Source organism: Sorangium sp. So ce1014 (assembly GCF_051521505.1).
In the GTDB taxonomy this organism is placed as follows: domain Bacteria; phylum Myxococcota_A; class Polyangia; order Polyangiales; family Polyangiaceae; genus Sorangium.
In genome coordinates, this window is the sequence record NZ_CP150356.1 from 6686436 (window position 1) to 6700251 (window position 13816).

Genomic DNA, 13816 nt, shown 5'->3' on the forward strand with positions numbered 1-13816 from the left:
CCGAGATCTCTTTCACTCCAACTACTTTAGCAACACACGTACCACGAGCGCGAACCAATCGTTCCTGCTGGCGCGGCCCCGAGCCGGAGCGCTGGGTCGAGGCACGCTCGGGGCGCCTCAGCGCGCGGCGGGGCGCGCGTAGTCCTGGGCGCGGAAGAACACCCCGTGGACCTCGCCGTCGACAAGCGCCGGGACGAGCGCGCCGGGCAGGACGGACTCGACGTCGTTCGGCGCCCTGGGCCCGCCGAGATCGGTCCGCAGCCAGCCCGGGTCGAGGAGGTTCATCAGCACGCCTGTGCCACGCAGCGAAGGGACCGTGTCGCGCACAAACTTGTCGAGCGCGGCCTTCGACGCGGCATAGGCCATGAGCTCCGGCTGGTCCTGGATCCCGGAGGTCACCTGGATGATGCGCCCCCAGCGGCGCTCCAGCATCGTCGGCAGCAGCCGGTAGGTGATCCGGATCGGGCTGATGACGTTCACCTCGAAGCTGAGCCGGTAATCCTCCGCCGGCGTCTCCAGGGTCGAGGTGCGGAAAGGCGTCATGATGGCAGCGTTGTTGAACAGGATGTCGATCCCGCCCGACGCGGCGATCGCGCCGTCCAGCATCCGGTCGACCGCCGCCTGATCCGACAGCTCGCCCGAGACGGCGCTCACCCGGATCCCCTTGCCGGCGAGCTCGCCCTCGAGCTCCCGCGTGTGCGCCGCGTCGCGGCTGTGCAGGACCAGGTTGCAGCCGAGCCCCGCGAGGCCGCGCGCGATCTGCTTTCCGATACCCCGGCTCGCGCCGGTCACCAGCGCCCACTTTCCTTGGATTTCCACCGTCATGGCGGTGCCTTATGGCAGGGCCCGTCCCCTCTCGCACCTCAAAAGCGAGGCGCCCCGCCGGCGCCCGGCGCGCGCGAGGGCTTCCCCCGACCGTGGGGGCGCCCTCCTCGCCGCCGCGCCGAGAGCGCGGCCGAAGGGTCATACGAAGCACCCCTTCAGGCGCGGATCGGTCCGGAGGATCGCCTCGACCTCCGCCGCGCAGTCGCGGGAGGAGAGGACCGTGTAGAAGCCGGACTTGATCTCCGGCGCGACGCGGACCGCCTCGCGCCACTCGTCGAGCGAGAACGGGTCGGCCCGGATCGCGTCCCAGAAGCCGGTCGCGTCGAGGACGGCGGCGATGTGGTCGGTGTCTCGCCCCTGGAGCTGGCTCACGACGTAGGCGGCCGTGCCGACCTGCAGGCCGTGCAGCCGCGGCCGGCTGGAGGTCTGGTCCAGCGCGTGCGAGATGAGGTGCTCGCTGCCGCTCGCCGGCCGGGACGACCCGGCGATCTCCATGGCGATGCCGTTCAGCATGAGCGCCGTCGCGAGCAGGCGCATGCCCTCGAGGTCGCGCCGGGGGCGCGCCATGAACTGGAACACGGTCGCGTCCGAGAGCAGGGCGGCGAAGTCGTTGACCGGCTCGCCGCGCGCGTGGAACGCGAGCTTCCAGTCGCGCACCGCCGTCACCTTGGCCACGAGGTCGCCCACGCCGGAGAGCCAGAGGATCTCCGGCGCGCGCAGGCAGACGTCGGTGTCGACCACCACGCCGAACGGGACGGCGCAGGGGAGCGAGCGGCGCCTGCCGCCGATCGTGAGGCTGGCCGAGGGGCTGCAGAAGCCGTCGTTCGAGAGCGACGTGGGCACGGCGAGGAACGGCAGCCTGGCGAGGAACGCGAGGTACTTGGCCGTGTCGAGGGCGCGGCCGCCGCCGAGCCCGACGATCGCGTCGCAGCGCGCCGGGAGCGCGGGCAGGAGCGCCGAGGCCTCCTCGAAGCTGGCCGAGCTGACCTCGCGCTGCGCCACGACCTCGATCGCCTGCTCGTTCAGCCCCTCGCGCATCGCCGCCTCGATGGCGGGGGGCGTCCCCGCGCTCGACAGCAGCAGGACGTGGCGGCGCGCCGCGCGGGAGAGGTAGAGCCCGCTGCGCGGGAGCGCCCCGGGCTTGATGCGCACCAGCGTGGGGATGCCGATCTGGGTGGCTTTGGGCATGCGCCGTCTTCATAGACCCGCCGCCTCGCCGCGGCACGCCTGCGGCGGACCTCCCCTGGCGGATGCACAGGCACGACGGACGTCCAGCGCGCACTCGAGCGCTCGACGTCCCCCCGGGGGATCCCGGTCGGTTGACAGCGGTCCTGGCCTCGTGTAGCGCCTCAGTCGTCGAGGCCCAGCGCCCTGTCGCTCCGGGGCAGCTTCACCCCGCTTTCTCCTCGAGAGCGTGTCTGCCGACCCTTCCTCACGATCGAGCGCTCCCGGCTCTTCCCGGCGCGGCGCTCAGGGCGACCGCGACCATGATCATCCAGAACGTGAGCTTCTGTGCGACCGAGTGGAGCAAGGTTCCACCGGTCGAGGTCCCCGGCGAGGCTGGAATGGCCTACTGGAGGACCGTCGAGACTGGCAATATCCGGGTGCGGATGGTGGAGTACACGCCCGGCTACGTGGCAGACCACTGGTGCGAGCGCGGCCATGTGGTGCTCGTCCTCGATGGCGAGTTCGTCACCACGCTGCGCGACGGGAGAGAGATCGTCCTCGCGCCCGGGAGCAGCTACCAGGTGGCCGAGGGCGTGGAACCCCACCTGACCTCGAGCCCGAGAGGCGCCACGGTCTTCATCGTGGACTGAGCCCGCGCCATGGATGACACCCTGCTGAGCGCGCTGCGCCTCATCCCGCTCTCTGAGTTCTTGATCGGCGCCCCGGCCCCGCCCGCTTTCGAGGCGGCGGTGCGCGCGGCACGGAGGCCGAGCGAGGTGCTGAGCGCCATGGCCGGCCTCTGCGCCTCGCTCGTGGCAGCTCATCCCGCGATCCGCGACCGGCAGCTCAAGCATCGCTTTCACGAGAGCCCGCCGGAGCAGCCGCAGCACTGGTCCGACTGGCAGCGCGTGGCCGACCTGTTCCTGTGGCTCAGCGAGCCGCCCGCAGCCGTGCGCGACGCGATCGCCGCCGAGAGCGCGCTCCCGCCGGCCGAGCGGCGCGCCGCCGAGCAGGCCGACGCGGGCGCGCTCGCCTCGCTCCTCGACCTGGTCCACGACGTCTGGGAGCACATTCTGCACCCGTACACTCCCCTCTTCGACGCCATCATCAAGACGATGCTCCTCCGGCATCCCCCGCGGCGGGTGGTCGATTACGGGGCCGGCGCCGGATACTTCACCTTCTACCTCGCCTCCCTCGGATGCCATGTCCACGCCGTCGAGCTGAACCCCGTGAAGCAGGAGTTCCTGCGGTTCAGCCGGGGGCGCCGCGGGATGGAGGACCGGATCTCCCTCTCCCCGCCGGAGGCTCCGTGCGACTGCGCCCTGGCGATCAACCTCTTCGATCACATGGCCGACGCCTCGCGGATCCTGCCCGACGTCGCGGCGGCGCTCGCGCCGGGCGGCCTGCTCTTCTATCAGGCGGCCTTCCCCGCCGACGGATATCACACCTCCGACAAGGAGGTGATCGACCGGGTATTCACCGGCCTCCACACGCTCTTCGAGTCGATCTACGCGTCTCCCGTCCAGCACTTCGGATTCGAGGTGATGCGGAGGCGCGACATCCCGGCCGCGCTCCCCGAGGGCCTCTCCGGGATCGCGCTGGTCCCCGCTCCCGAGCTCCTGGCCGGCGACCGCTCCGCGCTCCGCCCCCGCCTCCACGGGACGGTGACGGTCGAGCCCATGGAGGACGGTGAGGACTGCGTGCTGCTCCACTCACCCATGTTCTATCTCCGCAGCTTCGTCGCCCCCTCCGCCCTGCTCGAACTGGTCCGCCTCTGTGACGGCGAGCACACGGTCGCCGAGATCACGGCGCACATGGAGGAGCTGGGGGCGGACGCCGAGTCGGTCTGGAAATCCCTGCTCCGGCTCTGGCAGCGGCGTTTCCTCGGCATGAAGAGGTGATGTGGCGAGGGGAAGCCCCGTCCCCTCCCCAGAGGCCCCTCAGGCGGCGAGCGCGCGCTGGGTGAGCCAGCGGCGGGCCATGGCGAAGACCTCATCGCGCTCGAAGCCGAGCTCGTCGCCCGCCCGCTGCGCCACCTCCCGCGTGGTCTCCTGCCCGTTGAACAGCGGGAACAGGGAGCGCGGCCCTTCGCGGAGGGTCCATATCCGGTGCGTCTCCCCGAGCGACGGGACGACGATCAGCAAGGAGAGCGGCTCGTCGCGAACCTCGCCGGCGCGCGGATCTCCCGAGCGGATCCAGTCGAGCAGGTTCACCGGCAGATCGACGATCGCCGTGGCCGGGGCGGCGCGGAGGCGCAGGCCCGCGAGGGTGACGTCATCGTCCAGCTCCACGTCCGTGGGCCAGGCGTCGGCCGGGATGGAGGCTGTCTTCTTGAGCAGGGCGATGACCGCGAGCTCGTAGTCCAGCACCGGCTCGATATGCTCCGGCGGCCGGCGCCGCTTGAGGATCCGCCTGCGCAGGTAGCCCGCGAAGCGCTCGCACTCGGAGAAGCGCAGGTGTCCGAGCTCCTGCCACCTGTGATGGGCGAGGTACTCGAACGAGATCTCTTGAAGCCAGTCCGGATCGCCGCGGGTGAGCAAGAGGGCCGTCCGCGGCAAGTAACTGACGAGCGACGCGGCCACCTCGGCCGCAGCGCGGAAGCGCAGGTTCTCGATATTCCACCTCGTCCCGGGCTGGCGATGGAGCTCGTCGAGGACGGCCACGTGCCGGGCGTCGAGCCCGCGGCTCGCGGCGAGCTCCGCGTGACGTCCTGCGAGGGTGGCGTCATAGAGCGCTTCGTCCGCGACGAGCATCGTCCAGACCCGGAAGGCCTCGTGGGGTTCGCAGCTCATGCGGTCGCCCCTCCTCGCGCCGAGGCCCACAGGTCGCGCGCGCGCTGGAGATCGGCGTTGATCATATCGACCCAGTCCGGCGTGACCGGGCACGATCGCGAGGTGTGTCCCGGCCCTTGCACCTCGAGGCAGACGGCGCGCAGGTTCGGGGCGCGGCGAAGCACGTAGTCGAGCATCTCCCAGACGGGCCCGGGGACCGGGCTATTGTGCAGGTCGTGGTACCAGCCGTCGAGCCACTGGCCGCCAGCGAGGTGGATCTCGACGACGCGATCGAGAGGGAGCGTCCTCAGGTACTGCCACGGGTCGTAGGCCGCGGCGGGAGCGGCGAGCGCCGCTGCCCGCTCTCCGTTCGAGGGAGCTCCCGGATCCGGCGCGCCTCGCGGGAGCGCGCCCGAGGCGGCCCCTCGGCCTGCGTTGAAATTGACCGAGTTGGCGTAGACGTTGTGCAGATCGAGCAGCAGGTGCGTCTGCGCCTTGTCGACGACGCCGGCGATGAACTCCGCCTCGGCCATCTCCGAGCCGGGGAACGGCGCGTAGTAGAACGCATTCTCGTGGAGGAGCGGCATCTTCAGCCGGTCCTGGAGCGCGGCCGCTCGGCCGGCGACGCGCTCGACCTCCGCCCGCGAGAACTGCAGCGGCTGCGACCACATGTACGCGCTCGCCCGGGATCCGTAGAACAGGTGATCGGCGTACCAGGGGCTCTTCATCTCGTGGGAAATGGCGATGTGCCGCAGGACGCTCGGCGTCTCGTCGAGCGGCTCGAACCCGAACTCGTTCCCGTAGTTGCCGTGGGCGATGAGCGGGCCCTCCGCCGCCAGTCGCTCGAGGAGGGGGCGCGTCCCCGGGTCGATGACATAGCCCGAATCGAGCGGCCCGGCGAACATGTCACAGAGCAGCTCGGCGAAGTCGTAATCGATCCGCTGCATCGCCTCCATGCCGAGATCGAATATCATCGTGGGGTTCAGCTGGAGCCCTACCCCGCCTGTCTCTTTGCGCATGCTGTCTCCTTGTTCCCTTCAGGTTGCTCGAGACCACGCCGCTCACCCCGGCCGCCACGGCTCCGGATCGACCGCCACCATCCGGAGCTCGCTCGTGTAGGCGCGCCCCTCGGCGTCCACGAGCCAGGTCTCGTCGAGGCTCGGCAGCATCTCGGAGATCGAGACCGCCGACGCCTTGCGGACCAGCTTGGCGAAGCTCTCCACGTAGACGGAGCTCTCCAGGTCCACATAACAGGGCTTCGGCTCTTCAGGGACCTTCACGAACACGAACCGCGGCAGGCCGCGGCTCATCGCGAAGCGGCGCGCCCCGACGAAGCGCTGGATCGGGTCTTCCGCGAGCGCGAAGCCGAGCTCGCCGGCCGCGCAGCGCCATGTCTCCCGGGCGACGACGAGGTGATCGATCGTGATCCGCGGCGTGTGCGGCGCGGGGCTCACGAGGCCGAAGTGCGCCATGCTGTCGAGGAGCAGGTAGCCCTCGAGGAACGCGATGATGTCGAAGCGGTGACGGCCCTCGAGATCTCGCACGACGAGCTGCCCCTCCTCGGCCTCCTCGACGACGAGCGAGCCCGCCTCGAGGACCTGCGCCCGCGGCCGCCGGGATCGCGTGCTCCCGACCTCCAGCTCGAGGTCGTGGCGCGACACGAGCGCCTGATACACGCGCGTCGCCTGCTCCTTCGGCTCCACCTGCGCGACGCGGACCCGCGGGAGGTCCACCTCGAGGGCGCGAAACAGCGCTTCCGGGCGAGGGTGCTGGTCGATGAAGACCGGCACCGAGAACGTGTTCCACCCGGCGTGGACCTCCCCGAGCACGAGGAGGTACTCGCCCCGGCGGATCGCGTCGAGCCCCCGCGCGGCGAGGAGCACGTCCGGAGAGTGGAACCGCGCGCCCGGCCAACCCGGGTGCGGCGCTGCGAACACGTCACCGACCGCCCGCTCGAGCTCCGCGGCGCGCCGCTCGACCCGCCGCTCGCCCGGCGCGACGCGCAGGAGCCGCGTCCAGCGCGCGCGGAGCTCGTCGACCACCTCCCGCACCGCCGCCGTGCCCTCCGCCTGATGGCTCGCCAGGTGAGGCTCGATGCGGCGGAAGAGCTCGAGGTACCCGACCGCGGTCCCGGTCGCCTGCGGAAGGAGCTCGCGGTACGCGCGGCGAACGATGTCGCGATAGCGCTGCGCGACCGCGTGCGTGTACCAGCGGGCGCTCTGGAGGATGAGCGAGAGCGGAGGGCCGAGCCGGTCGAGGAGCTCGGGCCCGAGGGAGAGCTCGACGTCCCGCCGGCAGTCCTCGTACACGAGCGTCCGGCCCGCATAGGCCTGGCCGGCCCGCCGGACGCCTTCCGTGGCGGTGAGGCGGGCGAAGCTCGCTTCCAGCGCCCCCATGGCCTCGTCGAGCGCCGCCGCGTCGCCGGCCGCGGCGGCGATCCCGGACCGGCCCCGCTCCATCTCGTCGAGCGCCGACAGCGCCTCGGCGCGCAGCGCCGGCTCGTCCACGCGCTCGATGAGGCGCCGGAGGGTCCGCTCTGGATGAGGGTCGCCCGGAGGGAGCTCGAGCGTCCAGAGGAGGAGGCGCTTGCCGACGAGCGCCGAGAGGAGCTCGTAGACCTCCTCGTGCCCGGAGAGGTCGAGCTCCGGCTCGCCGCAGAGCTCCTCCGCGATGGCCCTGGCGCTCGTCTCGCCGTCGCAGGCGCCGAGGAGCCGCGCGAGCGCGGCGGGCAGCTCGGTGCGGCGGCCGATCGGGTAGAACAGGGTCGTCCCCTCGACGCGCACCGTCGGCATCCGGCGCGGGGCGAGGTGGGGGCGCAGCGCGGGGTCCTCGGCGAGGCGGCTGGCCAGCGCGTCGATGCCCCAGTGCTCGAAATAGACCTGCCGCGTGGCCAGGAGCCCGCGCCCTGGCGCGAGCGAGACCGCCGCGCCTGCCCCGAAGCGACCCCACCCGACCGGGCCGAAGAAGCCGATCGAGTCGTTCTTCGCCGCGTAGCGCTGGAGGTAGCTCGCCACGAGCGCCTCGTTCTGCCGCGTCTTGAAGTCGGTCGCGCCGTCGGACTGCCGGAGGAGCGAGTCGACCCCCGTCCGAAGCGCGCGGCGGTTCTGCCACACGAGCGCCTCCCGGAAGCGCGGGCTCCGCGCCGCGGCCCGCAGCGCCGCGCCGGCGCGGAGGTTCGCCGGGCGCCACTGCGCCGAGAGCTCGGCGCTCGCGGCGTCGACGCCGGCGCTGGCCAGCCGGAGGGCGTGGAGCGCCGCCTTCTGCTCGTCGCCTCCGAGATCCTCCGGGACGGCGCCTGCCGCGAGCTGCTTGAGCGCGCGCACGATCGGCTTGCGCGCCTTGCCTTCGGCGAGCAGGAGCGCTCGCTCGCACGCCTCCCGCGCTCGCGCCCGCGCCGCCTCGCGCGACGCTTCTCGATCGAGCTGCCTGTCCGCCGCCCGCGCGGCTTCCGGGATCGACAGCTCGAGCAGCTCGGAGGCGGCGAAGCCCGCGCCGCGCAGGCAGACCCAGCGCCAGAGCGCCCAGCCGCCCGCGATCGGGACGCGGTCGTCCTCCGCGTCCTCCGCGCCCTCCTCGCTCACGGCGCCCGCCAGGGCTCGGGGTCCAGCGCCACGATGCGCAGCTCGCTCGTGTACGAGCGCCCCTCTGCATCGAGGAGCCACGCCTCGTCGATCGCCGGCAGCATCTCCGTGATGCTCACCACCGAGGCGCGCCGCACGAGCTTCGCGAAGATCTCGACGTACACCGGGCTGTCCAGGTCGAGATAACAGGGCTTCACCTCTTCCGGGACCTTCACGAACAGGAGCCGCGGCAGCCCCGCTCGCTGCGCCCAGCGGCGGGCTCCGAGGAACCGCTCGAGCGGATCGGAGAGCTCGGCAAAGCCGAGATCGGCCGGCGCGAACCGCCACCGCTCGCGCGAGACGACGAGGCCGTCGAGGGAGACGCGGGGAGCGTGCGGGGCCGAGGGGAGCAGGCTGAAATGCGCGAGGCTCTCGAGCTTGAGGTAATGCTCGAAGAAGGCGATCGCGTGGAAGCGCCGCGCCCCGTCGCGGGTGCGGACGATGAGCTGCCCGCCCGCTTCTTCCACCACGAGCCCGGAGATCGGGACGACGTGGGTCCGCGGGCGCCACGACCGGGTGGCCCCGATCTCGACGTCGATGTCATGCGGGCAGAAGGAGATCTGATCCGCCCGGGTGCTCCGCTGCTTGGGGATCACGGGCGCGATCCGCGGCTCGGGCAGATCGAGCTCGATCGCGGAGAGCAGCGCCGCGGGGTCCCCGTGCTGGTTCAGGAACACGGGGTTCGACGCGGTGTTCTCGCCTGTGTGCAGCTCTCCGAGCACGATCCGGTAGTCGCCGCGCCGCACGGCCTCGGGGCCAGCGGCGGCGATCATCAGGTCGGGCGAGTGATAGCGGGCGCCCGGCCAGCCGGGGTGCGGCGCCGCGAACGCGACCTCGGCCTCGGCTCGAAGCGCGGCCGCCGAGCGCTCGACGCAGCGCTGATCCGGCTCGATCGCGAGCAGCTTCGCCCACCGGGCGCGGAGCTCCGCGATCACCTCGGCGACGATCGGCGAGGGCTCGTACTGGCTCCCGGTGAAGTGCGGCTCCACCGCCTGCCAGAAGCGGAGAAAGTCGATCGGCAGAGGCCCCGACTCGCGGGAGAGCTCCCGGTAGATCCCGCAGAAAAGCGCGTGATAGCGCTCTGCGATCGTGTACGTGTACCAGCGGGCGCTCCTGAGCAGGAGGAGCAGGGGCGGCGCGAGGCGCCTGAGGAGCTCCGGTCCGAGCTCGATGTCGGCGTCTCTCACGCAGTCCTCGAACACAAGCGTGCGACCGGCATACGCCTCTCCGCCGCGGCGCTTGCCGGCAGCGCCCGTGATGCGCTCGAACGTCTCGTCCAGCTCCGAGAGGCCGCGCTCGAGGCCGATCTCGTCGTCCGGCGTTCGCGCGACCGCATCCCGCCGGCTCTCGAGGTCGGACAGCGCGCCGAGCGCATGCGCGCGGGCGTCGCCGAGCGGCATGCGCTCCAGGATCTCCCGCAGCGTCCGCTCGGGGTGCGCGACGACGGTGGGGATCTCGAGGGTCCAGGTGATGAGCCGCTTCTCGGCGAGCTGCCCGAGCAGCTCGAAGACCTCGTCCTCACCGGAGAGGCCAAGCGAGGGATCGGCGCAGAGCGCCTCGGCGATGGCCTGGGCGGTCCTCTCCCCGTCGCAGGCGGCGAGGATGCGGGCGAAGTCGACGGGGAGCTCCGAGGCACGACCGATGGAGTGATGGAGCGTCGTCCCCTCGAGCCGCACCGTGGGCAGCCTCCTCGGCGCGATGAACCGGCGCAGCTCGGGGCTCTCCGACAGGCGATCCGCGAGCACCTGGATGCCCCACGCCTCGAAGTAGACCGTGCGCCTGGCGAGCAGCGAGCGGCCGGGCCGCAGCGTCAGCGCGGGGCCGTGGTCCGACAACCTGCCCCAGCCGACAGGGCCGAAGAAGCCGATGGTGTCGTTCTTGACGCAGTAGCGCTGGATGTAGCTCGCGACGAGCCGCTCGTGCTCTCGTGTCTTCGAGTCCACCGCGCCCGCCGGCCGCCGGAGCAGCGCGTCGACCGTGCCCCGCACGGCGCCGCGGTTCTGCCAGAGCATCGCCTCGCGGAGGGCCCCCTGCCGCGCGGCCTCGCGCAGCGCCTCCCCCACGCGCCCGGTGCCCACCTCGAAGAGCGCGCGCACCGTCGCGCGCGCCGGCTCGACCGGTGCCTCCGCCCTCCGCAGCTCGGCGAGCGCGGCAGCCACCGCCGGGACGGCGTCGAACGGCTCAGGGACCTGACCGCCGCGCAGGCGCTTGATCGCGCGCCCGAGCGCCTTCCCGACCCCCTCCATGCCCAGCTGGTTGTTCTCTTCACAGACCCTGAGCGCGTGCGCTCGCGCCGCCGCGAGCTCTGCCTCACGCGCGAGCAGCTCGTCCGCCGCCGCCGCGCACTCCGGCATCGCGAGGCTCAGCACCTGACCTGCGGGAAATCCGGCCCCTCGCACGCACACCCAGCGCCAGAGCGTCCAGCCTTCCGAGAGGAGCGCGAGGTGGTGAGGAACATGCGACGAGAGGCACGCCTCGCCTCCCCGGCGTGTCTCCGTGGTCTGATGAGCTTCGAGCAAGTGAACCTCTCCGGGGTCGAAGGAACAGAAAGAAACTCCCTCCTGAGCTCACCGCGAGCGCAGGACGCCGGTCTTCCACCGCGGCGCGCCGATGCCCCGCGGCGCCTCCGATCTCGCCGCTTCCGCCCTGAAACGCGCGGAAGCGGCGAGAGGAGCCGCGTCAGGCGGCGGGGGCGATCTTGCGCTCGACGACCTCGTCGAGGTCGTCGACGTCGAGCGACAGCGCCTTCGCCTGCACGACCATCGACAGATCCGCCTGCGCGCCCTGGCGCGCCACGCGGACGGTGACGGTCGCGCCGATCCCCGCCTGCTGGAGGACCTCCATCGCCTGCGCCGCGCTCGTGATCTTCACGCCGTGCAGCGCGAGGATCTCGTCGCCGGCCGCGATGCCGGCCTTGGCCGCCGCGCTCAGCTTGTCGACGCTCTGCACGACGGGACAGCCGTTCTGGCCGGTTTCCTTCGAGAGCACGCAGAAGCTGATGGGCCGCGGCTTCGACGGGGCGGTGGTGGTCTTCGTCTCGTTGTTCTTCGGTTCCATGAATGATCTCCCTTTTTCACCAATCGAGCCAATGTTGCATTACGACGCGCTGCGCAGCGCGGAGGGGCACACCGAGGTGGCCCCGCGCGCTCGCGATGAAATCAGCCGTGATCAGCACGGGGAGGCGGGCACCGACTCCAGCCACCCGTAGGACACGGCCTTGCGGAGGAGCGCCTGGATCTGAGGCGCGCTCTCCTCGTAGAGGTCGAGCACCTCCTGCACGCTCCGGACCTCTGCGAAGGCCGAGAGCACCTCCCACTGGGACTCGCTCACCTCGACGATCTGGTCCGGCGACGCGAGGACCCGCCGCTCGTCGCCGCCGACGAGGAACTTGTCGTAGCGGTCGAAGCGCCGGACCCGCTCGCTCTTGCTCCCTCGCCGGCCGATCGTCAGCACGGGGCCGGCCTTGTCGTCGGAGAGGAGCTTCCTGAGCTCGTTGAAGAGCCGATAGACGTCCTTCACAGGATAGTGGAGCCGCGCGTCGCGCACCGCCATCCTGAGCCGGTCGGCCCCGGTGACCTCGGGGATGAGCCGGCGCTTCACGGCGCGGGTGAAGTCGGCTGCAGCCGTGGGGCCGCACTTGCCGAAATAGATGAGGCAATGAGGCTCGAGCGACCCGCCGCCCAGGAACGGCCGGCCGAGGTGAGAGTACTTGTCGTGCGTCAGGCGGTACTCCTCGAAGAGCGCCTCGAGCTTCTCCTGCTCTTCCTCCGTCTTGCTCGGCGCCTTGGGCGCGTGGCAGACGGAGGTGGCGATGTCCTCTTCCGCGTGGACGATCGCCTCGATCCCGAACTTCTCGGCGTCGCGGTGCACCTGCGAGCCGATGTCGAGGATGAAGCTGCCCCAGCCGACCTCGCTGAGGTTCTTGTCGTTCTGCTTCAGGAACTCGATGCTCGACAGCGCCGCCTTGTAGTCCTCGTTCGGGAAGTCGAAGAACCCCATCGCGTGCGTCGCGATCCCTTCGTTGTAGAAGTTCGAGAGCGTCGCGGCGTACTGGGCGACCTTCGTCCCCTTGCTGATCGCGTCGAGGACCTCCTGGTCCATCGACTCCAACCCGAAGGCGGCGTAGGTCATTCCCCCGGCGTTGAGCTTCTTGCAGCGCTCGCGGGTGAAGTTCTTCTCAGCGCGCGCCTCGAGCATCCATTTCACGTCGAGCCCCGCTTCTGGCAGGGCCGCCGCCAGCTTGTCCAGCAAGACGGGGGCGACGAGATCCACCGTGAAATCGAAATGGGTACAGCCGTGCTTCCGGTTGAGGACCGCGATGTCCTCCACGATCTTGTGAACCGAGCGCTCCCGGTACGGCGCGGTCGCGCGGCGGCCGTCGGGGACGAAGCCGTAGAAGCAGAACGTACATTTGTCCCAGTAGCAGCCGCGCGCGATCGGCAACGGCAACACCGGCGTGGGCGACCAGTAACGGTCCATCGGCAAGCTGCTGAAATCAGGGGACGGGATCTCGTCGATGTCCTCGATCACGTTGACGTCGGGGACGCCGCCCACCCCCGTCCGGCGATCGTACACGATGAGGTTCGGGGTCGGCGGCACCGGCCGACCCGCGACGACGTGCTCGATCACCGTGCGGAAAGCCACCTCGCCGTCGCTCACCGCGATCGCGTCGGCGTCTCTGAAGAGCGCGAACGAGCCCACCTTGCGGCCCCGGTTGGCGATGGTCGCGACGAGCGGGCCGCCGAGCGCCAGGTACGTCTCCGGGAAGCGCTGCCGGACGAGCCGGGCGAGGAGCATGCCAAAGAAGAACTGATGCGCATAGGTGATCGAGATGCCGACCACGGACGGCCTGTGCCCACGGAACGTGGCGTCGAGCGCGCGGTTCAGGATCTCGAGGACCACGTTGTCCTCGATCCGCTGGAACTCGTCGATGGCCTCGTACAGCTCGACCGAGCTGTCGAAATTGTGGAGGAGCGACGAGGCCTCGGTGAAGTCCAGGGAGAACGGCGACAGCGTGGCCGAGAGCAGGCCGAAGGCGCTCTTCGCGGCCCGCGCGCCCTCGAAATAGCTCTCGAAATCGAAGAACCGCTCCTTGTCCCGGAACACGGAGACCGCCCCTTCGATGCGGTCGGGGAGCGTGTCGAGCGACGCGTGCTGCAGCAGCGGAACATAGGAGAGCAGCGCGCGGCCCGCGAGGCGCGGGCTCGCGTCGAGGGTCGAGAAGCGGCGCCTCGCCTGCGACAGGCAGCGGCTCATCGCCTCCTTCGTCATGACGCCGTCGAAGAACGCCATGTTCAGGTCGGCGACCGTGAGGTCCAGCCCGTGACCTCGGAGGTAGCCGACGAGCTGAGAGACGCCGACCGGGGGCTCCGTCGGCGTCGCGATCGGCGAGTGAAGCAGGAATACCTTTTCGTGCATGACCATTGCTCCTTG

The 13816-nt window shown here is 71.0% G+C and carries 10 protein-coding genes; 2 read left to right on the top strand and 8 right to left on the bottom strand.

The window, feature by feature from the left end:
• Positions 1 to 117: 117 nt before the first annotated feature.
• On the bottom strand, positions 118 to 825 hold the full coding sequence (locus tag WME75_RS25195) for an SDR family NAD(P)-dependent oxidoreductase (RefSeq protein ID WP_437475935.1): 708 nt from the start codon (positions 823 to 825) through the stop codon (positions 118 to 120).
• A gap of 138 nt (positions 826 to 963) precedes the next feature.
• Positions 964 to 2013, bottom strand: a complete 1050-nt coding sequence (locus WME75_RS25200) for an iron-containing alcohol dehydrogenase family protein (RefSeq protein WP_437475936.1) — start codon at positions 2011 to 2013, stop codon at positions 964 to 966.
• Between the two features lie 299 nt (positions 2014 to 2312).
• Here WME75_RS25200 and WME75_RS25205 point away from each other — a divergent pair, with 299 nt between their 5' ends.
• Positions 2313 to 2642 carry a DHCW motif cupin fold protein gene (locus WME75_RS25205; protein WP_437475937.1) on the top strand — a complete coding sequence of 110 codons (330 nt, stop codon included), beginning with the start codon at positions 2313 to 2315 and terminating at the stop codon, positions 2640 to 2642.
• A gap of 9 nt (positions 2643 to 2651) precedes the next feature.
• The gene (locus WME75_RS25210) at positions 2652 to 3893 is read left to right on the top strand and encodes a class I SAM-dependent methyltransferase (protein WP_437475938.1); all 1242 of its coding nucleotides are present in this window, start codon (positions 2652 to 2654) and stop codon (positions 3891 to 3893) included.
• 39 nt (positions 3894 to 3932) lie between these two features.
• Here the strand turns inward: WME75_RS25210 and WME75_RS25215 are convergent, their stop codons facing one another.
• From WME75_RS25215 to WME75_RS25240, 6 genes are all read right to left on the bottom strand, one after another.
• Positions 3933 to 4784, bottom strand: a complete 852-nt coding sequence (locus WME75_RS25215; protein ID WP_437475939.1) for a hypothetical protein — start codon at positions 4782 to 4784, stop codon at positions 3933 to 3935.
• A complete protein-coding gene (locus tag WME75_RS25220; protein WP_437475940.1) occupies positions 4781 to 5782 on the bottom strand; it encodes a DUF692 domain-containing protein in 1002 nt (333 codons plus the stop codon). Before WME75_RS25220 ends, WME75_RS25215 begins: the two co-directional genes overlap by 4 nt.
• Before the next feature lie 42 nt (positions 5783 to 5824).
• A complete protein-coding gene (locus WME75_RS25225) occupies positions 5825 to 8344 on the bottom strand; it encodes a lantibiotic dehydratase (RefSeq protein WP_437475941.1) in 2520 nt (839 codons plus the stop codon).
• Positions 8341 to 10902 (bottom strand): lantibiotic dehydratase, encoded by a 2562-nt coding sequence (locus WME75_RS25230; protein WP_437475942.1) that lies wholly within the window; start codon positions 10900 to 10902, stop codon positions 8341 to 8343. The genes WME75_RS25225 and WME75_RS25230 overlap by 4 nt, the downstream gene beginning before the upstream one ends.
• A gap of 160 nt (positions 10903 to 11062) precedes the next feature.
• Positions 11063 to 11440, bottom strand: coding sequence for a PDZ domain-containing protein (locus WME75_RS25235; protein WP_437475943.1), 378 nt, complete (start codon positions 11438 to 11440; stop codon positions 11063 to 11065).
• A 111-nt stretch (positions 11441 to 11551) separates the two neighbouring features.
• Positions 11552 to 13801 (bottom strand): B12-binding domain-containing radical SAM protein, encoded by a 2250-nt coding sequence (locus tag WME75_RS25240; RefSeq protein WP_437475944.1) that lies wholly within the window; start codon positions 13799 to 13801, stop codon positions 11552 to 11554.
• Positions 13802 to 13816 lie beyond the last annotated feature (15 nt).

Excerpts from the sequence above, each read along its gene's own strand:
- WME75_RS25215 (WP_437475939.1), bottom strand. The coding sequence starts at position 4,784 with ATGAGCTGCGAACCCCACGAGGCCTTCCGGGTCTGGACGATGCTCGTC.
- WME75_RS25240 (WP_437475944.1), bottom strand. The coding sequence starts at position 13,801 with ATGCACGAAAAGGTATTCCTGCTTCACTCGCCGATCGCGACGCCGACG.
- WME75_RS25205 (WP_437475937.1), top strand. The coding sequence starts at position 2,313 with ATGATCATCCAGAACGTGAGCTTCTGTGCGACCGAGTGGAGCAAGGTT.
- WME75_RS25235 (WP_437475943.1), bottom strand. The coding sequence starts at position 11,440 with ATGGAACCGAAGAACAACGAGACGAAGACCACCACCGCCCCGTCGAAG.
- WME75_RS25210 (WP_437475938.1), top strand. The coding sequence starts at position 2,652 with ATGGATGACACCCTGCTGAGCGCGCTGCGCCTCATCCCGCTCTCTGAG.
- WME75_RS25195 (WP_437475935.1), bottom strand. The coding sequence starts at position 825 with ATGACGGTGGAAATCCAAGGAAAGTGGGCGCTGGTGACCGGCGCGAGC.
- WME75_RS25200 (WP_437475936.1), bottom strand. The coding sequence starts at position 2,013 with ATGCCCAAAGCCACCCAGATCGGCATCCCCACGCTGGTGCGCATCAAG.
- WME75_RS25220 (WP_437475940.1), bottom strand. The coding sequence starts at position 5,782 with ATGCGCAAAGAGACAGGCGGGGTAGGGCTCCAGCTGAACCCCACGATG.